This window comes from Chloracidobacterium validum, assembly GCF_018304825.1.
Lineage (GTDB): Bacteria > Acidobacteriota > Blastocatellia > Chloracidobacteriales > Chloracidobacteriaceae > Chloracidobacterium > Chloracidobacterium validum.
Genome location: NZ_CP072649.1, coordinates 65,165 through 87,685, shown reverse-complemented (window position 1 = coordinate 87,685; position 22,521 = coordinate 65,165). Strand labels below are relative to the sequence as shown.

General features: G+C 61.5%; 21 protein-coding genes and 1 pseudogene. 11 read left to right on the top strand and 11 right to left on the bottom strand.

Translation table 11 applies throughout. The annotated features are described in order from the left end of the window. Positions 1-108: 108 nt before the first annotated feature. Together queC and trpA are read left to right on the top strand one after the other, a co-directional pair. The gene (gene queC / locus J8C06_RS11490) at positions 109-825 is read left to right on the top strand and encodes a 7-cyano-7-deazaguanine synthase QueC (protein ID WP_211430303.1); all 717 of its coding nucleotides are present in this window, start codon (positions 109-111) and stop codon (positions 823-825) included. Continuing rightward, positions 825-1,631, top strand: a complete 807-nt coding sequence (trpA, locus tag J8C06_RS11485; RefSeq protein ID WP_211430302.1) for a tryptophan synthase subunit alpha — start codon at positions 825-827, stop codon at positions 1,629-1,631. The genes queC and trpA overlap by 1 nt, the downstream gene beginning before the upstream one ends. On the opposite strand, the gene J8C06_RS11480 is transcribed toward trpA, so the two are convergent. Next, positions 1,628-2,404 carry a flagellar hook-length control protein FliK gene (locus J8C06_RS11480; RefSeq protein ID WP_211430301.1) on the bottom strand — a complete coding sequence of 259 codons (777 nt, stop codon included), beginning with the start codon at positions 2,402-2,404 and terminating at the stop codon, positions 1,628-1,630. The genes trpA and J8C06_RS11480 overlap by 4 nt on opposite strands. A 497-nt stretch (positions 2,405-2,901) precedes the next feature. On the opposite strand from J8C06_RS11480, the gene J8C06_RS11475 reads away from it, so the two are divergent. The 3 genes and pseudogenes from J8C06_RS11475 to J8C06_RS11460 all read left to right on the top strand — a co-directional run. Next, a complete protein-coding gene (locus J8C06_RS11475) occupies positions 2,902-3,318 on the top strand; it encodes a hypothetical protein (protein WP_211430300.1) in 417 nt (138 codons plus the stop codon). Between the two features lie 153 nt (positions 3,319-3,471). Then, entirely contained in the window at positions 3,472-3,672 is a 201-nt protein-coding gene (locus J8C06_RS11470; RefSeq protein WP_211430299.1) for a hypothetical protein, read from the top strand. 542 nt (positions 3,673-4,214) lie between these two features. After that, a pseudogene (locus J8C06_RS11460) lies at positions 4,215-4,622 on the top strand (HigA family addiction module antitoxin); the annotation flags it as partial. Between the two features lie 306 nt (positions 4,623-4,928). On the opposite strand, the gene J8C06_RS11455 reads toward J8C06_RS11460, so the two are convergent. The 6 genes from J8C06_RS11455 to J8C06_RS11430 all read right to left on the bottom strand — a co-directional run bounded on the left by J8C06_RS11455 (position 4,929) and on the right by J8C06_RS11430 (position 11,275). Further along, positions 4,929-5,642, bottom strand: a complete 714-nt coding sequence (locus J8C06_RS11455) for a hypothetical protein (RefSeq protein ID WP_211430298.1) — start codon at positions 5,640-5,642, stop codon at positions 4,929-4,931. Positions 5,643-5,785: 143 nt separating this feature from the next. After that, entirely contained in the window at positions 5,786-7,072 is a 1,287-nt protein-coding gene (locus J8C06_RS11450; RefSeq protein WP_211430297.1) for a tetratricopeptide repeat protein, read from the bottom strand. Positions 7,073-7,106: 34 nt separating this feature from the next. Beyond that, on the bottom strand, positions 7,107-7,952 hold the full coding sequence (locus tag J8C06_RS11445; protein WP_211430296.1) for a formylglycine-generating enzyme family protein: 846 nt from the start codon (positions 7,950-7,952) through the stop codon (positions 7,107-7,109). A gap of 107 nt (positions 7,953-8,059) precedes the next feature. Then, the gene (sctL, locus tag J8C06_RS11440) at positions 8,060-8,707 is read right to left on the bottom strand and encodes a type III secretion system stator protein SctL (RefSeq protein ID WP_211430295.1); all 648 of its coding nucleotides are present in this window, start codon (positions 8,705-8,707) and stop codon (positions 8,060-8,062) included. A 27-nt stretch (positions 8,708-8,734) separates the two neighbouring features. Further along, entirely contained in the window at positions 8,735-9,727 is a 993-nt protein-coding gene (locus tag J8C06_RS11435; protein ID WP_211430294.1) for a hypothetical protein, read from the bottom strand. Between the two features lie 171 nt (positions 9,728-9,898). Then, complete coding sequence (locus J8C06_RS11430; protein ID WP_455423730.1) at positions 9,899-11,275, bottom strand: dicarboxylate/amino acid:cation symporter; 1,377 nt, start codon at positions 11,273-11,275, stop codon at positions 9,899-9,901. Between the two features lie 132 nt (positions 11,276-11,407). Here J8C06_RS11430 and J8C06_RS11425 point away from each other — a divergent pair, with 132 nt between their 5' ends. Together J8C06_RS11425 and J8C06_RS11420 are read left to right on the top strand one after the other, a co-directional pair. Continuing rightward, positions 11,408-11,926 carry a tetratricopeptide repeat protein gene (locus J8C06_RS11425; protein WP_211430293.1) on the top strand — a complete coding sequence of 173 codons (519 nt, stop codon included), beginning with the start codon at positions 11,408-11,410 and terminating at the stop codon, positions 11,924-11,926. Continuing rightward, a complete protein-coding gene (locus J8C06_RS11420; RefSeq protein WP_211430292.1) occupies positions 11,923-12,894 on the top strand; it encodes a lysylphosphatidylglycerol synthase transmembrane domain-containing protein in 972 nt (323 codons plus the stop codon). Before J8C06_RS11425 ends, J8C06_RS11420 begins: the two co-directional genes overlap by 4 nt. Before the next feature lie 48 nt (positions 12,895-12,942). Here the strand turns inward: J8C06_RS11420 and J8C06_RS11415 are convergent, their stop codons facing one another. From J8C06_RS11415 to J8C06_RS11405, 3 genes are all read right to left on the bottom strand, one after another. Beyond that, positions 12,943-14,238, bottom strand: coding sequence for a hypothetical protein (locus J8C06_RS11415; RefSeq protein WP_211430291.1), 1,296 nt, complete (start codon positions 14,236-14,238; stop codon positions 12,943-12,945). Between the two features lie 345 nt (positions 14,239-14,583). After that, complete coding sequence (gene sctV / locus J8C06_RS11410; RefSeq protein ID WP_211430290.1) at positions 14,584-16,734, bottom strand: type III secretion system export apparatus subunit SctV; 2,151 nt, start codon at positions 16,732-16,734, stop codon at positions 14,584-14,586. Positions 16,735-16,773: 39 nt separating this feature from the next. After that, a complete protein-coding gene (locus tag J8C06_RS11405) occupies positions 16,774-17,991 on the bottom strand; it encodes an FHA domain-containing protein (protein ID WP_211430289.1) in 1,218 nt (405 codons plus the stop codon). A gap of 317 nt (positions 17,992-18,308) precedes the next feature. Between J8C06_RS11405 and J8C06_RS11400 the strand changes: the two genes are divergently transcribed. From J8C06_RS11400 to J8C06_RS11385, 4 genes are read left to right on the top strand one after another with little or no spacing between them, the layout of a single operon-like run. Beyond that, positions 18,309-18,767, top strand: coding sequence for a tetratricopeptide repeat protein (locus J8C06_RS11400; protein WP_211430288.1), 459 nt, complete (start codon positions 18,309-18,311; stop codon positions 18,765-18,767). A gap of 47 nt (positions 18,768-18,814) precedes the next feature. Then, positions 18,815-19,024, top strand: coding sequence for a hypothetical protein (locus J8C06_RS11395; RefSeq protein WP_211430287.1), 210 nt, complete (start codon positions 18,815-18,817; stop codon positions 19,022-19,024). 52 nt (positions 19,025-19,076) lie between these two features. After that, the gene (locus J8C06_RS11390; protein WP_211430286.1) at positions 19,077-19,778 is read left to right on the top strand and encodes a hypothetical protein; all 702 of its coding nucleotides are present in this window, start codon (positions 19,077-19,079) and stop codon (positions 19,776-19,778) included. 36 nt (positions 19,779-19,814) lie between these two features. Continuing rightward, positions 19,815-20,222 carry a hypothetical protein gene (locus J8C06_RS11385; protein ID WP_211430285.1) on the top strand — a complete coding sequence of 136 codons (408 nt, stop codon included), beginning with the start codon at positions 19,815-19,817 and terminating at the stop codon, positions 20,220-20,222. A gap of 110 nt (positions 20,223-20,332) precedes the next feature. Here J8C06_RS11385 and J8C06_RS11380 read toward each other — a convergent pair whose 3' ends face one another. Then, positions 20,333-22,153, bottom strand: a complete 1,821-nt coding sequence (locus J8C06_RS11380) for a M14 family metallopeptidase (RefSeq protein ID WP_211430284.1) — start codon at positions 22,151-22,153, stop codon at positions 20,333-20,335. Positions 22,154-22,521: the final 368 nt, after the last annotated feature.

Here is a 22,521-nt window from a genome sequence, read left to right as displayed (position 1 = left end):
CCGACGGCCGGCGATCCCGGACGCTCCCTTTTGCCTCCCGGCGTTCGTGGACAAGCCGGATTACGATCAACACCATAGCCCCGCAGCGCACCCGTGAGGTTTTAGGCCATGCCGACATCGGCTTCACCGCGTCCGGCGGTGGTTTTGCTCAGCGGCGGACTGGATTCGACCACCACCTTGGCGATTGCCCAGGCGGAAGGCTTCGCCTGTCACGCCTTGTCTTTTGACTACGGACAGCGGCATCGGCGCGAGCTGACGGCGGCGCAACGGGTGGCCGCGGCGTTTGGCGTCGTCCGGCACTTGGTTGTCACCTTCGATCTGCGCGCCATCGGCGGCTCGGCGCTCACCTCTGACCTGCCCGTGCCGAAGGACCGGCTGCCCGAAGCGATGGCGGCGGGCGTCCCGGTAACATACGTCCCGGCGCGCAACACGATTTTTCTCTCGTTCGCGCTGGCCTGGGCGGAAACCCTTGACGCGACCGACATTTTTCTCGGCGTGAACGTGTATGACTACTCCGGCTATCCCGACTGCCGGCCGGCGTACTTGCGCGCTTACGAAGCCATGGCCAACCTGGCCACGCGCGCCGGGGTGGAAGGTGGTCGGTCCTGGACACTCCATGCGCCCCTCATCGAACTGACCAAGGCCCAGATCATCCGGCGCGGACTGGCGCTTGGGGTGGATTACAGCCTGACGCATAGCTGCTACGATCCAACGCCGGACGGACTGGCCTGCGGCCGCTGTGATAGCTGTGTACTTCGCCTGAAAGGATTTGCCGAGGCTGGCGTCCCCGATCCCCTGCGCTATGCCTCGCACCCAACCGCCTGATGAATCGTTATGACGTGCGCTTCGCCGGTCTCCGCGAAGCCAATCGCAAAGCGTTCATTCCCTTCACCGTGCTTGGTTTCCCCGACCGCGCGCGCTGCCTGACCAGCATCGAACGCATGCTCGCCGGCGGCGCTGCCGCGCTCGAACTGGGCATTGCCTTCAGTGATCCGATTGCCGATGGGCCGGTCATCCAGCAAGCCACCCACGATGTGCTGGCCGCCGGCTTTGGCGTCCGGGATGCGCTGGCGCTCGTTGCCGACGCGCGGCGACGGGACGCCAACATTCCGATTGGACTCCTGGTGTATCACAACGTCGTGGCGGCGCGCGGTGCCGAGACCTTCTTTGCCGAAGCCAAAGCCGTTGGCGTGGATGGCGTTCTGGTTGCCGACCTGCCGCCGGAAGTTGCGACTGAAACGGCGGCGGCCGCGAAGGCGGCCGGCATTGCCCCAATTTTCATGGTCTCGCCGCTCACCGATGCCGAACGACTGCGCCGCATCGGCGAAGTCGCCGAAGGGTTTCTCTACGTCGTCTCTCGTTTGGGCATTACGGGCAGCGAAACGAACTTCGACAACCAGCTTCAGTCAGTGCTGGCGCGGGCGCGGGCGGCCGTCAACCTGCCGCTGTGCGTCGGGTTTGGCGTTTCGACACCGGACGCTGCCCGACGCATGATCGAACTGGGCGCGGACGGCGTCGTGACCGGCTCCCGGATCATCGAAATCATCCAGGCTGCCGGTGATGACTTCCCGGCGGCCGTGCAGCAGTTTTGTGAAACCATGCGGCAGGCGATAGACGCGCCAACGCCCTAGGCCGTGTAGATGCCCTCGCCATCCGCCGCCGATGCCTTCGGTTCCGGTTCGACCGCTTCCGTGGCGAAGTCGGCAAAGGCCCTCCGTCCCCCCGACGATTGCGGCGATGCGCCGCCTTCGTCACCGGCGGCCGTCCCCGCGTCACCTTCGGCCAGTTTCGTCGAGAAGGACGTGACATCGAGGCCGCGCATGCGCAGCAGGTCGTTGAGTTCGCGGGCGTGGGCATCCACGATGCGCTTGGCGGCTTCGGTCGTCGCCGTGATTTCCGCCGAGACGCGCCCACGGGCGTCGGTTTGCAGCTTGATGCTCAGTCCGTCGAGGATTGAATGACTAAGCTGAATCGTGGCCTGGGCTTCATTCCCGGAAAAGGTTTGCGTACGGACCGTGGCGACGATTTTTTCCATGTCCACGACGTGCAGGATGCGGCGCGGCGTCACGTCGGAAGTGGCTTCGGGGCGCAGTTCCCGATTGCCCGGCAGCATGGCCGCCTGGGCTGCCTCTTCCGCGGCCGTCAGCGGCGGCGGTGGATCATCGGTTGGCTGCCTGGTCTGTTCGGCGTCACGTCCGTCGGCGCTCACGTCGGCTGCGCCGTATCCGCCAAGAGGAGACATGGCCGCCGCAGCCGACGCATCCGAGGCTTGCGCATCGGCGTCGGTGAGGTCATCCGGCAGGTTCAGCAAGGCATCGAAATCCTGGGACCGCGCCTGTTGTGCGGCCGGTTTGGTTTTCACTTGGGATGACGCCGCCGGCGTTGCCGATGGATTGACTTTCATGACGCATGGCTCCGTAAACTAAGGCATGGCGGCGGAGTGCCACCTATCCAGGTTTTCGGGCAACCATCCGGCATGTTGCGTCCACCCGGCTAAAAAATGTAGCCGGGTGGTCACGAAGGCGAGTCGTATCACAAGGCTCTTACCGCAGACGCCTCACCTGAGCTGTAACTCAGGTGAAAGCGGTAAGGCGCGACTTCCCACACTGTCCGGCGTCTTGGAAACACCCGCCGGATGAAGCTTGGGAGACGAAGAATGGGGCGGCGCGGGCATCCGGTCGTTGAGGCGCAGGAACTGGGCGAGCCGCCGCCACCGCATAAGCGTCGGGGGCGAGAGGAGGGCGAGGACTCCGCCGTGAGCTTTTGTTCCGCTGTCAACTTCTGGCGGAGCAGGGCGACCAGAATCGCTGGTGTCATGGCGGAAAGTCGCCCTCGGCGCGCCAGTCCAACTGGCGAAGGCGCAAGCTACGTCGTTTCTCCCGCTGACGATGGCCGTTCAAGATGCCACCCTCGGTCAGAACCGCCCGGAAGAGCTACTTGCCGCCACCCATCGGCGCGGCGAGTTCCGTAGGCGAATTCCATATTGGATGGCTCAACTGCTTTCGCCAGCCCCCGACGTTCACGCACCTGACCGTGGAAGAGTCCGCCACCGGCCTCACGGCCGGCCCGGCAAGCTCGCCTTCGGGAACTTCGGTTTCGTCCCATACCGCCACGGCATTTCTGTCCGCAACTGACGCCGCGGCGCCAGCCGACGCCGGGACGATCACCATCGAAACCCTGACGGTAAGCGACTGCTCGCTGCGCCGGAGGGATACGCCATTTGCGTTCGAGCACTTGCATACGACCGGGCCGGTTCGGGGGCGTGACGCGGCGCTTGCCGCACGACAGCGGATTGGTAATGTCTGTGCATTCGAATAACTGGCAGGGACTGGATATGGGCTGTTTTGGTTGTTTATTTTTACGGGCTGGGGGATATTCTACCGATGCAACTTAATCGTGCAGTTTAATTCTTGGTTAGCCGCCAAATGGCAGGGGCGCACGTACACTGGCGCCAAGTCGCTGAGGTGCATCATGAGCAAAGTTGAAAATCTAGAGAAGCAGATCCAGCAGCTTTCCCCTGATGAGCTAGCTGAGTTCCGACGCTGGTACGCCGAGTTCGATGCCGACCGCTGGGACCGCCAATTCGAGTTGGACGTGAGATCAGGAAAACTTGATGCGCTCGCCGAGAAAGCACTTCGCGCTCATGTAGCAGGTCAGTCCACGAAACTTTGAATCACTATGCGTCCCCCGACTTCTGGTCCTGCTATCGGGCTCTTCCCGCTGAGGTTCAGGGGCTCGCTGACAAGTCCTTTTCCCTTCTCAAGACTGATTCGCGGCACCCGTCCCTTCACTTCAAGAAGGTCGGCCGGTTCTGGTCTGCTCGTGTCGGGCTGCACTATCGGGCTGTCGCTGTCGAAGCCCCCGACGGCTTACTCTGGTTCTGGATCGGCACGCATGCGGAGTACGACAAGATCGTCGGCTAACTGCGCACTAGACTGGCTAAAGGCATTTGGGTCAGCGCTTCGTGAAGCATCGAGGCTGTTGCGAGACGTAAGCTGCGTCAGATGGGATCGCATCCCGTCTCGAAGACCTGCGGGTGCCGCCTAGAAAGCGCCTTGAGGCGCTGAAAGGACGGCGATCTGGCAGTACAGCATCCGCGTCAATGATCAGTGGCGTGTGTGTTTCCGTTGGTCAGACGCAAGTGCCGACGACGTTGAGATTGTCGCCTATCACTAGGTTGCAAGGACTATGAGCAAGATCGAGCCAATCACGCCGGGGAACTTCTGTTGGCGGAGTTCCTTACTCCTATGGGGATTACTCAGTACCGACTGGACAAGGAGATCGACGTACCGGCGCAGCGCACCAGCGAGATCGTTGCTGGAAAGCGCACCATAACCGCGGACACCGACTTGCGCCTTTGTCGGTTCTTTGGTCTGTCTAGCGGTTACTGGTTGCGTGACCAAGTGGCACACGATACGGAAGTGGCTGAACGTGAGTTGGACCGATGCTACGGAAGATTAGGCCGTGGACTATCACTGCGGCCCAACAAGGCAGTGCAGCGGGCGCCGCTGACTGCAATCGTTAGGCGCTCAAGATGGTGGGAACCCCGTTCGAATCGTCTGACCAGTACATTTGGTACGCACGGTCTTGCGTTGCTTCACGCTCTCAGAAATGCAACTTAACCTGCCTGAATTCGCACTCCACCTTTAACCAATGCTCTTGCTGATCCAGCGGCCTATCGCGGGCTTTACGCCTTCCACAAAGACTGGGGCAAGAAGCTGGCTGAGCCGATGCGTTAACCAATTCAACATCTGTGTCCGGAAGGCGGGCTGGTGGTTGACCCATTTTTCGGGTCTGGAATTTCAGCACTGGCTAAAGCACAAGCACCCACCAGTCATCACCATCATCTTGCTTGGGATGGCAAAGTTTATTGGGGCAGGCTGTGCCCGCGTTTTGACAAAGCTGTCCACCCGACAACGGCCCAGGACTCACACATTTATAGCCAACTGGATTGCCGTCAACGTCGTAACGCATAGCGCCAACTTGGTAACTTGGTCGGGACAACCTACGTTGTGTGCTGAGTGAGGGGGCGCGCTTCCTAACCCCGTCAGAACGGACGCTGAGGTTACGGTGCGTTGCCACCTTTCACCGTCTTCAAACTTGACCTGCTCCGCCACCAGCAGCAGGCAGGCCTGTTTTGCCTGCGCCTGGCGTATCGCTTCCAAACATGCGCCCAGTGGTAGGCCATACTCGCGTCGGCCGACAACGGCTTCGACATCAGCTCGCTTGCCTTCCTGGAGCGCCTGAGCCACTTCCCGGGGCAGCCGCTTTGCGCTGACTTGACCGCTGGCAAGCACGCGCTGGGTGGTACCAGCTTCAACCAGAAACCACTTGAGTTGTAGTTCCGCAGGACGGCGCTTGGTGAGATTGCGGGTCTGGACGTAGGTGACTCGGAAGGGCTGCGCCTCGCTTGTCACCGCCGAAACTTGAATATCCGCAGCAAATCCGTCCGCTGACACATCTGGCATGGCCGTAAGCCAGCCGGTGCTTTCTTCAGCTTGGTGACGAGGCTGGGCATAACCGGACATTGGGAACAGCAACAAGAAAAGCCCGAATGCCAGGCTGACTACGGGTTTGCCAAAGCCAGAAGGTTGCCGCCGACGGGCGCTGGCCGGTGTTGTCTCGAAGTGGGCGTGTGGCATGACGGTGACCTCCAAAAACACAATTTTGATTTGGAAATCCGAACACTATTTTTTCATTTGCAGCATATAGTGTTTTTTTTTGCGTCAAGGAAGGTGGCAGACGACCTCTGGGGCAGACGCGAGCGAGGCGCTTGCCCAATGACTTACTTTTTCTTCTTGTCTACAGTCTTTTGAAGCATGGCGCGCAACGCGCCGACGTCAACGAGTTGACCATTGGGGTCAAGGTCCAGGGCCTGCTGCAAGTAAGGGAGCGCCTCCTGGTATTTCTTTGCTCGGAACAACATTTCTCCAAGGCGGGCCGGCGGGAGTGGTGACGCCGGGTCGCGCTGGAGCGCCGTTTCGTAGGCTTCGCGCGCCGCGTCGGCTTTTTTTTGTCCGGCGTAGGCGTCGCCCAGGGTGATGAGTACGTCCACCGAAGGCGACAGCATCAACGGGCGCAACCGCTCGATGGCCGCGCCGTACGACCGCTGCGCCACGAGCGCGCGGGCAAGCTGTACCGGCAGGTCGGGCGGCGCATAACCCAGCGCTTCGGCCCGTTCCAGGCTCGGCACGGCTTCGCGTGCCTGCCCGCGCCGTAGCAAGGCAACCCCCAAGCCATAATGCGCCATGGCCAGCACCGGGTTGGCGGCCATGGACCGCTGGAAGGCCGGAATGGCTTCGGCCGGCTGATTGGCGGCCAGATAAGCTTGCCCGAGCGCGTAATTGGCTACGGCAGAGGTCGGAAACAGTCGAGTGGCTCCCAACAATCGGGATAACGCGCTGGCCGTATCCCCCACGCGCAGGGCCAGCATGCCCTGTCCGAGGAGTTCCAGCGCGCGGTACTCGACGCGCAGGTCGCCTGACTCGATGTGCCGATTGGCAGTATCAACCAGCGCCTCCCATTCTTCGGCCGTGACTAGGTTAGTCGTGCGCGGGTTCTCGTAACGGGCGAAGAGCGCTTCGATGTCGTAGTCCAGCGCGATTTCCAGGCGCTTTGTGTCGGGAGCGATTTGGACTTCCTGGGAAAACGGCAAATAGTTGTCACTCGTGGCACTGATGCGGACGACACCCGGCGACAACCGGAGTTTGAGCGGCTGGTCACAGCGGGCGATGCCGACTTCCTCCTCCCCGATGGAGATAGCGGCCTGGGTGACATTGACGGCTACCAAGATGTCAATCGGTTTCGGCGGAGTTTCGCCGGTTGGTGGGGTAGGTGTCGGGTCAGTCGCCGGAATGACCCTTTTGGACGATGGATGCGCCAACCGTGGACGCGATGGCGGTTTCCTTTCCTTTGGCAGGGTGGCGTCCGGCTCAGAGTGCGATTCCACCGGTTTGGGTTCGCCCTTCAGGCGCCGCTCGATGTTGGATTCCTGGGCGCGGCACAGCTCGCCAATGGTGCAACAGAGCAGCAGGGCCAGCCCCACGGGCCAGATGCCGGATGGCTTGGTCATAAGCGTACCTCCACAACAAGCCTTCAAGGCAAGTTCAGGGCTTGGATGCGCTTGGTGGCGAACCGGCTGCCGTCGCACCAGCCGCCGGTGCCGAGTTTGGCACAACGATGTAACGAAAGCCGAGCAGGGGGTCCGTGACCGTGGGTGGAACGGCTTTGCGCACGCTCAGGATCAGTGTCCGGGGGTCTTCATCCGCCGAACCACCTTTGATGATGCGCCGGGTTTGTCCCTTGTCATCGGCTTTGGGTGCGCCCTGTGCGTCTAACTCAACGTCGTTTGTCCACTCCCAGACATTGCCGGCCAAATCATAAACCCCGTAGGAACTGCGGCCGGCCGGAAAACTCTTGACCGGAAAAATTTTCCCGCCGGTTTGCTTCGAGGCGGCAACGTTGTCTTGCCAGTCCTTGCCCCAGGGATATGTCAGGTTGTCATCCCCTTGGGCCGCGCGCAGCCATTCGGCTTCAGTCGGGAGGCGCACTTTTGCCCCAATTTTCGCGCTGTACCAGGCGCAAAAATCGTTGGCGTCGTGCCAGGAGACATTGGTCACGGGTTGCATGGCGGCTCCAACCGGAAAGTTGCCGTTGGCCCACCCGGACGGCGCAGCATGGCGCGTCGCGGTGATGAATTCTTGATACTGCTGGTTGGTGACTTCAGTTTCCAAGATAAAGAACGTCTCGACGGCGACCTTACGTGGAGGAACCCCATCCACACCGCCGAGCGCGACGAGGCCGGCCGGGATCAGAACCGTTCCAATGACTGGTGTCGGTGGGGTTGGCGGCGGGGGAGCCGGCGCCGCTGACGGTTCGACCAGAACCGGCTGCTTGGCTGGTGTGTTCACTGGCGGGCTGGGCGCTGGCGTCGGCAAGGCACCAAAAAACAACCATAGTCCTCCGCCTAGAGCGATGGACAGTAGGAGGCAAACGGCCGTAGCCACCCCCAACGCAATCAAGCGTGCGCTTTCCGAAGGTTTCTGTTGTGTCCGAAAGTTCATTCGAGCGAACCAGGCCGCGCGTCACGCCGCTGCATATCGTGTAGGTCGAGCAGCGCTTGCTCAAGCACGCGCAGTTGGGTGTCAAGTTGAGCGTCCACGATACCGGACTCACTTTCCAGGATGCAGCCTCCAACCGACACCCGCGTATCTGGAACGATATTGACAAACTGTCCGCGCCGGAGTGTTTCGATGGCTTCTCGGTGGCGCTCGAGCTTGGGCACGTCGGCCGGATTGACGCAGATCGTCACGGCACTCGCCTGCCGAATGTTGCGTAGCGCGGCCCGGACGATGTCCAGCAGTGTAGTGTCCTGGGTTTCAATCTCACGCCCAATGATTTTTTCCGCGATACGCAGCGCCAGGCGCAGCACTTCGCGCTCCACGCTGGACAGCAAAGCGTCACGGCGGCGTTGCGCGTCGAGCAGGTGGGTGGTCAGTTCTTTGAGGCCGGCTTCGTAGCCGGCCGCATAGGCTTCGGAGCGAACCCGTTCCACCTCGGCGTGGGCGGCATCCACGAGCCGCCTGGCTTCAGCCTGGGCTTCGTTGATGAGCCGGCGGGCTTCGGCGCGCGCCTCGACCATCGGGCGTTTGACGATGCCGCCTGTGAGGGGAACGAAGTCGGAACTGGAAGGTTTGACGATGAGCATGGGCTGATGTGGACTGGCCGGGGCAGGCTATGCCAACGGCACGGCTTTTGCCGACAAGTCGGGCATGGTTCCGTTACGATGGTGTTGCGCGATCCGCAAAATCCCCTGAAACAGTTGTCGCTGCAAGTCGGGCAGTGCTGCTACCGGTGGCGCATCGAGCCATTCCTGGAGCCGCCGCACCAACTTGGGCGTCAGTTTTTGGAACATGAACGCAAGGCGGTTGGCTTCGCAGGCGGCCGGCACGGCCGTCATCACCACCTGCCAGCCGAGGGTCGTGGTCAGTTCTGGGTCGCGTTTGTGATGCGTCATGGCGGAGCGGACGATCTGGCGGGCAAACTCGCGGCGCGCCACGGCCGGAGCCTTTGGCTGTACGCGCAGGGCCGCTATCTGCTCGGCAATCGCCCGGGCCTCGGTTTCGGCAAAGCGCCGCAGCAGGGCCGTGACGGCTTCCGTCGTCGGCAAGTCATAGCCGGCCAGCGCCAACTCGGCAATCCCGACCGCCTGGGCGACCTGGTGCAACTCGGCTTCGGTCAATTCGTCAAACGCGGTCAATGGCGCGATTTGGTCGGCGCTGACGAAGTGCTCCAAAAATCGCTGGCGGACGGCGTTGAGCACCGGTGCCACCGGGGCTAGGTCGTCTGGGTTGAGGCGGGCTTGCCCTTGCCGGAGCGCGCGCGCCACGGATGCCCCGGTTGGCGCCGGCAAGGTGGCGAGGAGCAACCGCTGAATGTAGGGCGGCTCGTCGCGCAGGACGGCCGCAATGTGGGATGGGTGAATGCGCGCATCCAGCGTGAGCGGCTTCTGCCGAACGCGGCGGCGCAGGTCATCCAGGGTCGGGGCCAGCCAGGCGGTCACGGCCGCGTCGTCACCCGCCAGAATACCCGCTTGCCGCTGTTCCAATGCCTGCCGCGCTTCTTCGGGCAAGAGTGCGAACAGTTCGGCCGGTGGAATGGGGTTTTGACTGGTATTGCGTTCGTAGGCGAGGGCAAGCGCGAGCAACCAGTCCGTTTGCGTAGCCATGCGAAACCAGGTCCTCAGATTTGTGAAACAACCGGCATGCTATGCGGCGGCGGCCGGCGCGCAAGGCTTTTCAAGACCTGGAGCCGCTTTTGCAGCGAAGTGCCGGTTTTTTCAAAGGCACTGGCCGTGGGAAAAGCCGTGCCCGTCACTTGTGATGTGGTCGGTGACGCGCTAGGCCGGTTCCTGTGGCTTCGGGTAAAAGTCGTCCAGTCGGCGTTCGTGTGGCTCACCCAGGAGCCCCATGGTGTTGGCGACAACCATGGCAACGCAGGCGTCACTCGTCACGTTGGCGACTGTTCGGCACATGTCCAGCGGGCGGTCAATGGCAAAGATGAGCGCCAGTCCTGCCTGTGGAATGCCGGCCGCGCCGAGGACGATGACCAGCACGACCAGCCCGGCGCTGGGGACGGCGGCCGCGCCAATCGAGGCCAGCGTTGCCGTCAGGAGAATGCCCAACTGATCGCCCAGGCTGAGATTCAGGCCCAACACCTGCGCAATGAAGACGGCGGCCACGCCCTGGTAAAGCGCCGTTCCGTCCATGTTCATCGTTGCCCCAATCGGCAGTACGAAGCTGGCGACTTCTTCCGACACGCCGAGGTGTTCTTCCACCCGCTCCATGGTGACGGGCAGGGTCGCCGCGCTCGAACTGGTCGAAAAGGCCACCAACTGGGCCGGCATGATGCCCCGGAAGAAAAACCGATAGGACTTGCCCGCCAGAAGCCGCACCAAAAGGGGGTAGAACACCAGCACCAGAAGGGCAATGCCGGCTACGACACAGGCGGCGTACCAGACCAGACTGGTCAGGATGTCGGCGCTTGGTGATTCCGTCACCAGCGCGGCCAGCAGCGCCATGACGCCAACCGGCGCGGCCAGCATGATCAAGTCCACCAGTTTGAGGATTACTTCGTTCAGCCCGTCAACGACCGCCTTGACGGGCTTGGCCTGGTCTTCCGCAATGAGGATCAGTCCGACGCCAACCAGGAGGGCAAAGAAGATGACCTGCAACATCCGGCGATTGTCTGTCGTGGCGGCAAAGACGTTGTCCGGGACGATGTCCACCAGGGGCTGAAGCGGGCCCTTTTCCTGCTCGGATTGGGCGCTGCTGATGCGCTGCTCGGCTTCCCCGGCATAGGTTCGCAGGAGCTTTTCGCGGGTTGCCTGAGCAACGCCGGCGCCGGGCTTGACGAGGTTGACGATGACGAGGCCGATGGCCACCGCCGCTGCCGTCGTCAACAAGTAGAGCGCAAGCGTGCGCCAGCCCATCCGGGACAGTCGGCTGATGTCCTTCATGTCCGCTATGCCCTTGATGAGCGACGCGATGATCAGCGGCACGGCGATCATCTTGAGCAAGTTGATGAAGATCGTTCCAAAGGGCTTGACCCAGTGCTTGACGAACTGTTGCGCGCCAAATCTATCCGCGGCAAAGCCGATGGCCAGCCCAAGCGCCATGCCGGCCAGGATTTGCCAGTGTAATGGAATTTTTTTCAGCATAGAGAAACCAGCCGCTGCCGTGATGTGACGTTTGCGCGCAACGAGGATGGAAGCCATCGTTTTTCTCAGAGCCGGTCCAAAAAGTAAAGGGTCATGGCTTTTTCCGACAGGGTTTTCCAGCTTGCAGTCACTCGCTTCCATCGGTAGCGTTGGGAAACCGATGCCATCTGCTCGCATTTGGAATTGTCCATGCTCACCAAACAGGATCACGACTGGTTGCAAGGTGGCTTGTCGCTGGCGGCGGCCACCGGTTGGACGCCCGAAGAGGTTCGCCTGGTGACCGATTTGGGCTACAGCCTGGCCGAGCAGGGGCGGCATGCCGAAGCCATTACCGTCTTTGAAGGCCTGGCCGCGCTGGTTCCGGCGACGGTGTACTTTCAGTCCGCGCTGGGCGCGCTCAAGCTGCGTGTCCGGGACTACGCCGGGGCGTTGCCCCACCTGAACCGCGTCCTGACGGCGACGCCGGATGACGCCGTGGCGCTGGTGAATCGGGGTGAAGTCCTGCTTTACCTTGGCGATGTGCCGCGCGCCCGCGCTGATTTGCAGCGCGCCGTCGCGCTCGTGCCTGACCCTAGTCCCCCGCCCTACATCCAACGCGCGCGCGCCTTGCTGGCGTTTATCGAGCGCGGCGGCCGTCCGGCCCCGCGGACGTTGCACGACGCGCCGCAGCGGGAGGTTCGGCAGTTGGGCGACGGCTTTCAGTTGTGAAACCTGGGACGCGGTCGGCGCGCCAGACCGCCTGGACGGTCGCCAAGTGGCTGGCGTTGGCGGGGCTGCTGGCGCTGGCGGCGCGAACCGGCCACCTTGCCGCCGTGGGCCTGGCTTTTCGTGACGCTGATTGGCGTTGGATTGGCGCGGCGCTGGGCCTGGGTGGGGCGATGCTGGTTATTCGCGCTGCCAAGTGGCGGTGGCTTCTGATGCGCGTTCGTGCGGAGACTTCACGGCTGACCGCCAGTCGTTCGCTGCTGTGTGGCATGGCGCTCGGTTTGGTCACGCCCGGCCGGGTCGGCGAACTTGGGCGCGCGGCTTTTCTCCCACCCGGAATGCGGACGGCGGCTGCCGGACTGTTTCTCATTGACCGCGCAACCGACGTTGCCGCCCTGGGTGCCGCCGCCTGTTTTGGGACACTGGCCGTTGCCCCACCGGACTGGAGGTGGCCGTTGGCCGCAGCCGGGTGCAGCGCGTTACTGCTGGTGTTCACCTTGCCGGTCGGACTACCGGCCCTGTTGGCCGCGCGTTACCTTCCGGCGTGGCTGCGGGAACGGCTCTATCCGGCGGCGGCCGCGCTCAAGCGTCTGCGTCACCGCGACATTGCCGCTAACCTGATAGCCGCCGTCCTGCTCACCGGGTTAGACGTGGTGTCACTGTATGTGTTGGCGCGGGCGTTTGAGCCGGTCGGCTTTGCCGTGATTGCCTTCGCCTTTCCGTGGATTTTGCTGTCAAACCTCATCCCGATAACACCAGCCGGCATCGGTGTTCGTGAAGGAACGGCCGCCGTGATTCTGCACGCGCATGGGGTTGGCGTCCCGACGGCGGTCAACGCTTCGCTCTTGCTGTTTGCCATCAACACGCTCGCCCCGGCGCTGGTTGGCCTGGCGTGGATGACCACGGCGGGCCAAGCGCCCGCCACAGTTGAGAACCCCACCACACAAAGCAACGTCCCGCCCGCAAGGTGAAACCCTGCCGCCGGGACGTTGTCTCTGTGAGCCCACAAGGCTACTAGCCTACCGCCGTACGAGCGTGGCTTTCACCCCCTGAATCCCAATCTGCGTACCCCGCAGATGCCGCTCCGGCACAAACCGCGTCGCCAACACCGGCTCACCGGCTTGGTCATACCCGGTCACCTCAATCGCAAGCTGTCCGAGCTTGTGCTTCTTGAGACCTTTCTCCGGGCGGGGCGTGCTGTCGGAAACCGGACCGAGGACGGCAAAGACATTGACGAAGAACCGAAACCGTCGCGGCTGCGTCGGGCCGGGCAGGTCAATCTGAAACGCCACAGGGACGGCGCTCCCCGGGTTGAGGTTGAACGGAGCCGGCGACACCTGCTGGATTGAACCCACGACGCCACCCGTGTTGCAGGCTACATAATCATCCGCCGTTTTGAGCCGGTAGGGATTGGGTGGCGGTGTGCCGTTGGCGTGCTGTAGCTCGACGACCTGGAACTCGGGATTGCCCAGGACAATCGTGCCGGTGTTGACCAAGTTGGCGTTGATGTTGAACTGATTCAGGTAGTTTGGGGTGCAAGCGGAGCCCAGCGTCCCGGTCAGGGTCGTCACCAAGTTGACGTTGGCGTTGACATTGACCTTGGTGCTGGATGTCGTCCCGCTCACGGTGAAGGCAAAGTGCGGCGGAGCGCCAATAAAGGAACTAGCCAGCGCCCAGTTCGGGACGCTAAAAAATGTGCTGCGGAAGTAGCCGGGCTCTTCTGTACTCGGCGATGCTCCATTGGAGGTGCAGAAAAATCCCCGCCCACTGCCCGTGCCGATGACGTGGCCGCTGACCCAGTAGCGGCCGGGCGACAACGTGAGCGTCGGCGACAGCGTCACCGTGTAGCGCCGAATGTCGAGTCCAAAGCCGCTGCCCACGACGGTGAAACTGGTCGAGGTGTAGGTGGCCAGCGGCAGGGCGTTGACCGGACCGCTCCCGCCACTGTCAGCGTAGATATCCACCGCGCCGGTGTAGCTTGCAGCGGGGTCCACGTAAATATCAAAGGTAATCGTGTCAATCGTTGCGCCGGATGTGATCACGAAGTCATCGGCGGTGCGGGCGTTTGAGATACTTGTGGTTTCCTCTGAAGCCAATCCATCCAGATTGTTGAAGGGCCCGTTGTCCCAGAGGAGGGTGGACAGTGTGGTGGGGGGGAGGTCGGTTGCGCGACTGCCGTTGTTGCGACCCGGTGTCGTCGCGACGGTGGGGCTGAGGTCGGTTTTCTGACCCGAAACAGGCGGGGAGGAAACAACCAACGCCGCTGCCAATAGAACGGCGCTGGCCACATGGTGCATCAAGTGCTTGAATCGCATTGGAAAATCTCCTTTTGTGTTTGTTGGGTTGTCAATCGTGGACGTGAAGGTAGGGCTGAAAAACACCTTGATGGACTAAAGCAACGTGGGCTTGGTGGGGTTTGTACATAAACTCACTAAAAAACTCCAGCTAAATAATGTGAAGACGGAAACAAAATCCGCCGGGCGCAAGGGCTGGCCTGGCGGTTGGTGTGACTGGGTAAAAGCCCCGCCCGCCTGGCGTGGATGACCACGGCGGGCCGAGCGCCCACCACGGTCGAGAACCCCACCACACAAAGCAACGTCCCGCCCGCCGGTTGAAACCCTGCCGCCGGGACGCTGTCACACGCGCGCTAGGGTGTGAGCCTATGCCGCCAGGCGTCCGCCGTGGGGCAAGGCGATCCGTGCGATTGGCTGAACCGTTAAGTCAGGTGATAGCTCTTGGTAGGAAAGTACCGAGACGTTTGGAAACTCGACTTCCACCAGCTTGCGGACAAAGCGCCGAATGTCCATATCCGTGACGATGACCGGCTTTTGAGCTGTTGGCGGCAGCAGCCCGATTTCTTCCCGCAGGGAGGCCAGAATATCGTTGCTGATGGTTGGGTCTAACGCCAGGAAAGCGGCGGTTGATGTTCGCCGAATCGAACCCCGGACGATGTCTTCAATCTCGGGGTCGAGCAAATAGACAAAAAGCGTCGAGCGCCCACCGGACGCCTTGAAGGAAATGATCCGCTTGAGCGAGGCGCGGACGTATTCCGTCAACTGCGCCGGGTCTTTCTCGATGCGTCCCCACTCGGCCAGGGCATCCAGAATGGACTTCACATCTCGAATCGAGACCCCTTCCTGCACGAGCCGCTGGAGCACGTCGGTAAAGAGATGAAGTGAAACGATTTTGGGGACGACTTCCTCGACCAGCTTGGGCGCGCCGCGCCCAACGAAATCCAGGAGCGCCTGCGCTTCCTGGATGCCGACGTATTCGTGCGCATGGCGACGCAGGATGTTGGAGATGTGCAGCAGCAAAAAGTCGCTTGGCTCCCAAACCTTGAGACCCGCCACCGTTGCCAGCAGCCGATAGTCATCCGGCACCCACGCGCCAGGGCGTAAATCCGCCGGATTGCGCACTTCCTCGCCCTCGATGCCGAACACCTTGATGTTTTCCACGGAGTCGTTGACGTAGAAGTGAAATGGCTTGACGACGCCCTGCGCGACCGGAATTTCCTTGACGGCAAAGACGTAGTGAAACGGCTCCAGCGGTGCGTTGCCGGTGACGTAAATCTGCGGCATGAGCACCCCGGTGTCGTAGTACATCGTGTTGCGGAGCGCCGTCAGCCCTTCGCGGAACTTCGCGCCGCTGGGGAATTCCGGGTCAATGTAGGGAGCCAGCTCGGCGCTGGTCACGATGGCCATCGGCACGGTGTAGGAAGGCTGAATGTCATCACTTTCGGCCGCCGGGTCGGGCGTGGCTGCCTGCCGTTCGGCTGCTTTGGCGGCCAGTGCCTGCTGACGCTTCCGCAGGCTCAGGGCCACCGGCGCGGCGACGGCCGCGACAATCAGCACCGGGATGGCAACGGTGCTCCCGGCCAGGACCGCCACCACCGCCATCGAACCCAGCAGCCCGGATACGACCAGCAGCGGCTTGGGATTGGCAAGGAGTTGGGCGCTCATGTCAGCCCCGACATTGCTGCTTTCGTCCGTATCGTCACCGGCTACGCGCGTCACGACCAACCCGGCCGAGATAGCAATGAAAATTGAGGCAAAAATCGCCCCAAGCCCGTCTCCGATGGTCAGGATCAGGTACTTCTTGGCGGCGGCGGCCGGGTCGAGGCCACGGTACAGCACGCCAATCGCCATCCCCGCCACGATATTGACCACGGCAATAATGATGGTGGCAATCGAGTCGCCCTTGACGAACTTCATCGCGCCGTCCATCGCGCCGTACAGGCGGGACTCCTTGGCCAGGTCGGAGCGCAGCTTCTTGGCGACCTCCATGGTGATCAGCCCCGACCGCATATCGGCGTCAATGGCCATTTGTTTGCCGGGCAAGGCGTCGAGCGTAAACCGGGCGGCGACTTCCGCCACGCGCTCCGCGCCTTTCGCTACCACCAAAAACTGAACGACCAGCAGGATGACAAACATGACAAAGCCGACCACCAGGTTGCCTTGGGCGGTAATCTCGCCCAGCGCCCTGATGACATCCCCGGCGTCGCCTTTCGTCAGAATGCTGCGCGTGCAGGAAATGCTGAGCGCCAGCCGAAACAGCGTCGTCAGCAGCAGGATCGTTGGATAGGTCGAAAGCTGAAGCGGACTCGAAATGTAAAGCGACACCATCATGACCGCGAGCGAGATGGTGATGTTGACGACGATGAGCACCGAGATGATGAAGGTCGGCACCGGGACAATTATCGTCCCGATGAGAACGATCATCCCAGCGGCAATGAGCATGTCGCTGTTTTTCGAGAGCGCGGTAGCAAAGTCAATCCCGCTGAAGCTTTTTACACGGTCGGTCAGCGAATTCATGGATTTCTCCAAATCAGCCAGTCACCGCCTGTGAGGCGTTCATAGTGTTTCGAGGATGACATACACGACGAGTGCGCCAAGCAGCGTGCCAACGACCATGACCAGTAGCTCGACGCCGGTAAAATAGCCCAAGTAGTAAATCTTTCCAGTCTTGGCAGGAGCGGCGGCCGGGGCAGCGTCCGAAGACCTGGTTCCCGAAGACGCGGCTTCGGGCGTTGCCGAGCGCATATCGGCTTCCGTCAGCGCCGGCATCTCGACCACCTGCCGCAGCGGCGGCTCCCCGTTCAGGTCCACAGGCAGCTTGGTTTCGGGGTCTGACGCCGACACTGAGGCGGCTTCGTCCGCACTGGCGGAGGTCACCCCAACGGCTGGGGGCGGTGTTGCCGCGACTGCTTCGGCCAGCAGGGAGAGCGTCGCCGGCGTGCGGAAAATGAGCGTTGGCAGGGGCCGATCCAGCGGACGATTCAACGGTGATGCGAATCGGATGCGGTCGCCATCTACCAGCGCGCGGGGTTCGGTCACCAGCTCGTCATTGACGGTCAGGCGGTGTTCGGCCGTCACCGGATGGAGCGTGACTTGCTCCCCGGTCTTGCGGACGAGCGCGCAGTAGGTGGCGATCTCTGACTGGCTCATCGTGATGCGTAGCCCTGACGCTTCCCACCCCAACGATGCTTCCGCATCGCCAGATGGCAACGCCAACGACACATTGGGCTGATACCCGCCCTCGATGACGAAACGAAAGCTGTCTTCCGTCGTCACCAGCGCGTCAAGGATTTGAGCGAAGCTGGCGTTTTCGGGAATTTCCAGCGACTTCCGCCCGCCGGGAGAACGAAAGGCCGCCGGTAAGATGCTGTCCAGGTCAAACTTCAAGCCACTGGTGAATAACTCGCGCGTCGCGGCCTGCAACAAACCGGTGGCGCGGGGGTCGTCCAAGCGAACCGCCAGTGAGTTGCCATCAAGCACCGTCACCACATAGTTGCCGATGTGAATCCGATCCCCAAACGTAATGGCGCGCCGGTCTCCGTTGCGCACCGGCAGCCCATTCAGGCGTGTGCCATCCCCATGGTTGGCGAAGGCGATGTGGCCGTTTTCCTCAAACAGAACGACGTGTTCGGCGGCGATACCCAACCCAGTCAACCGCAGGGTGGCGTGCGGACTACTGCCCAGACTAATGACACTGGTGCGCCAAACGTCTTCGAGTAGAGGCTTGGCGGCCGGCGGAGCGCCGACTTCACGCACGATGAGTTTGACTTCCATCCAGGACTCCTCCGGCCGGCGACCACCAGTGCGGAAGCCTTGGCTGGACGCCGCTTCGCTCTTGTCTCGCCAACCGATGTTCGGTCATGCTAGGCGCTACATGTAAACTTCACGTTAGGTCATGGCCAATGTTACGCCGCCGTAACTTGGATTTTCATCACTCGCGCCACAAACGCGAAGGAGAAAATTTCCACATTTTCTTCCGTCTTGGACGCAACACGAGAAAACATCTTCCGATAACGAGGATGCGAGCGGGGAACGCCTCTACAGTCGCGTCTGAATCCGATAACACGAACGAATGACAGGAGATAGTCCCAATGAGTGCTAACGGAAACGAAACGCCACGCCAGCAGCTCGGTATTACGGACGAAGACTTCCAGCGCATGGGCGAAATCGGGGCGATGTATTACGAGCAAGGTGATCTCAAGCGCGCCCGGACGATTTTTGAGGGACTGGTTGAGGTTGACCCGACCAGTGCTGCGGCCCATGCCGCGCTCGGCGCACTCTACACCCGTACCCAGGAAGATGCGTTGGCGCTCGCCAGTCTGGAGCAGGCGATTGCGCTCGACCCGCAAATGATTGCCCCCTACGTCAACCGCGCGGAAGTGTTTTTGCGAAGCGAGCGTTACGAGGAAGCGATTGCTGACTTGCAACGCGCCATAGACCTCGACCCGGAAGAGCAAGACCCTGGCGCGAATCGGGCGCGAGCGATTGCGCTTGGTATCCACCAGATTGTGCAGGAAGCCGCCGAGCAGGGCGGTGAAAGCATACAGTAACTTTCTACCTTCTACGACCATCACCTAGAGAAAGGAACTCAACCGCCATGTCGAACTTCGGACTCCCACCAAAGCCAACCATGCCCGGCGCGAATGCTTCCGACACCGACCGTCTCAAGTATCAGCAGGACATGCAAAACTATCAGTTCGCGCTCCAGCAAGCGATGAACGCCATCACCCAGGAAGGCGCGACGAAGTCAAACCTTCAGAAAGCCGCCCACGACGCCATCATGGCGATGATCAACAACCTGCGCTAGGCGCATAGGGGCCTGGGTTACCCAGGCCTGATTTGTTCAAGGAGACATCGTCATGCCTATCGGAAAGATTTTCAAAGGAATTGCCCGGATTGCCACGCCGTTGCTCAGAACCGTTGCCGGCGCGAATCCACTGCTCAACATTGCGACATCATTCTTGCGCGGTGGCGGGATCGGACAGGCGTTGGGCAGCCTGGTGCAACGCATCAGCAGCTCGTTCATGCGTGGGATTGGCGCCAACATCGCCAAGAATCCACCACTCGGACCCTTCGGTCGGGCAACTGGCTTCATTGACCGGGCCGCACAGGGCTTGAGCGGTTTCGCTCAACGACTTCAGCAGATCAGCCAGCGGATGCAGAACATTTCAACCGCGCTGACCAAGTTCAACGAAGCACTCAAGGCCCTGCGGGATGCCGTCACCGGACGCACCGCAGTGGAAGACAAGGTCAAGCAGGCGCAAGTTACTTCGCCTTCGACGGGGCAACCGTCCGCAACTGGACCACCCGCTTCTTCCGGGGTTTCAACCGCTGTGGCGCCGCGTGCCAACAGCAGCGAGTTTGGCTTGCCGGAAAAGCCGTCCATGCCGGGTCCAAATGCCTCCGATGAAGACCGCCTGCGCTATCAGCAGAAGATGCAGGAATACCAGTTCGCGCTCCAGATGATGATGAACTCGATCACGCAGGAAGGCGCGACCAAGTCAAACCTGCAAAAAGCCATGAACGACGCCGTGATGCAGGCGCTCAACAACCTGCGGTAGGCAAACCGCATTGATACATTAGGAGGTATCCCAGTCATGCCACTCCCACTTATTGCTGGTCTTGCGAAAGTTGCCCTTCCGATGCTGAAGGGTGTTGCGATGAATGCGGTCAAAGGCTTGGCCACGTCCTTCTTGAGCAATGGCATCAAGGGCGCGCTTTCGAGCCTCGTGCAGCGGATTGGTTCATCCCTGCTCAACGGCAGCAACACCAACATTGCCAAGAATCCACCGCTTGGGCCCTTTGGCCAGGCATCGAACGCGATTGATCGCGCCGCCGATGGCATCGGCCGTTTCGCCCAACGGCTACAAAGCTTTGCGGACCGGTTGCAGAAAATTTCATCTGCGTTGACGAAGTTCAACGAAGCGCTCAAGACACTGATGGATGCCGTGACCGGCCGCGATGCCGTGGCCGACAAGGTCAAGCAGGCGCAAATTGCGATGTAAGCACCCCGAAAGCCGCCGGATAGCATCCTGCGGCTTTTTACAGTTGCCTGAAAAAGCGCGCCCTTTGGGGCGTGCTTCATTTTTTTGCGCCACTCTTTTGCGCTGGGGCCTTACCGGAGCGGTTCGAGCGCCCGCACAACCGGGTAAACGTCCTTGTCGGTTTCGTAGTAGGGCGATCGCTCATACAGAAACTGAAAGCGCGCGTGTGGACTGGCGGCAAAGTCGGCATCTTCGGCCAGGCGGCGTTCAAACTCGGCCCTCAGCTTGGGATTGCGCGCCAATAGCTCCCGCGCAATCGGCTCGAACACATAATCGGCGGCGTATTCCTTCTGCTCGAACATCGTGTTGAACAATCCCCAGCGAACGGCCGAGTCGGGCCCTTCCGGTTCCAGCCAGTTGAAGATGACTCGCGCCGCTGGCTGGTCCATCGGCACGTACACCGTCCCGGCCGGCAAGGTCCGCGTCACTTGAATGCGCCGGGTCGTAAAGTTGGTCAGCCTCAGCCGTCCTTCAAACGGACGCGCGGCCCAAATTGGCTCGCTCAACCGATAAGTTTCACCGGTCACGGTCACGGCCTTTCTCAGCCGTCTCAGCTCGACGCCGTGCGCGGCCAGTACCTCAATGACGCTCGTCCAGGCAGCCGGAATGAGATACCCCGCCGGGAGCGGGACGGCCGCCGTCGTTTTGAGTTTCGTGAACAACGTCGTCGGGATGTCAATCGGCCGGGACTCGTACACCCGGACGGGCTGGCCCGTGACGAGGCTGGTTTCCTCCCGCCAGGCGACGCCCTTGTAGGTGAACGGCGTCCCGGTGTCGCCAGGCGTTCCGGCCAGAAAAAACGCTTTCCTTGGCCCCTCGCGCGTGGCAAGCCGCGCCATGTCGCGTTCGGCCTCCGTCACCAAGTTGCGTAGCCGTGCGCCTTCGGCGCCGATGATGGCGAGGGCGTGAACCATGAGGTCGTAGTGCGCCCAAGTCTGCGTCCGGTGTGACTTGAGGCTGTGGGTTTCTACCAGGAGCGCCGGACGGTGCCAAAGCGCCACATAGGTTGTCGAGTAGCGCGGCTCGATGACGCCCACATCAAAGCCCTTTGACCAATCGCGGGCGTCGCGTGGTTCGGCGTAGGGGCCGACCACGTGACCGTCGGCCTCCAACCGCTCGTAAAGCTTGGGCAGGAAGGTCTCCTTTGACCACGCGCCGACCGTCGGCCAGATGTTTTGCTCGGTTGGCATGTCGAGCGTCACGTCGTACTGGTGGTCCATGCCGTCCGTCACGTGGTTATCCATGAAGAAATCCGGCTTCCAGGCGGTAAAAAAGCGCAGCCAGGCGCGCATTTCAGGCGCGTCGGCCTTGACGTAATCGCGGTTGAGATTGAGGCGCGTTGCCGTTGCGCGAAACCCCATCTCGCGCGGGCCGTTTTGATTGATGCGGTGCCACGGGCTGAAGCGTTCGTGCCCATCCGCATTGAAGACGGGCATCGTCACGAGAATGACCGAATCGAGGATGGCCGCGTGGCGTTTCGTGATGAGGATGTCGCGCAGGAGCATCGAAGTCGCATCCTTGCCCGAAATCTCCCCTGGGTGAATGCCGTTCTGAATGAACACCACCGGCTTGCCAGTTTTATGGGCGCGCGTTGGCGTGAAGGCTTTGTCTTTTGAGGCAACCAGGACGTAGAGCGTTCGTCCCTCGGCCGTCTCGCCGATGGCGACGAGTTCGGCATAGGGCGAGGCCGTTGCCATCTTTTTCCACAGGGCAACGGTTTCCGCGTAGGTGCCCGTCTCGGCGTAGTCTGTCTTTTCACAGCGCGTAAGAAATGCCTTGGGCGCAGCAGCAGTGCTTTCCGCCAGGGAACGGGCCAGAGCTGCCGCCGGGGCTTCGTAGCCCGACCGGGGCGGCATGGGTTCAAGTTTGATTGGCGCAGGTTTGCTCGGCATGAGTCGCAGCGATTCGTCGTTCGGTATTTGACCGCGGACGGCAGGGCTCCAGACGGCCAGAACCAGCCCACCATACAGGAGCAAGGCGGGCTTGCGCCACCGTGACGTTTTTCGCGCGGGTCGCCCGCGCTCACCAGTTGCCACCCTCGGTATCACAATGGTTTGAAGCTTGTTGAGCATGTTTGGGACAGCCGGCGACGTTCTTGCGCTTTGGGCCAGGAGCCAGCCGGGTGACCAGCGCGGAGCGTAGCAAAAAAACACCGCGCCAAAGAAACACTAAACATGTCTGTGTTCTTTTCGTTTACCTTCCTTTGGCGCTGGGCAGGCGTTTTTTTAGCCTGCCAACAATTAATTCACTCGAAATAGTT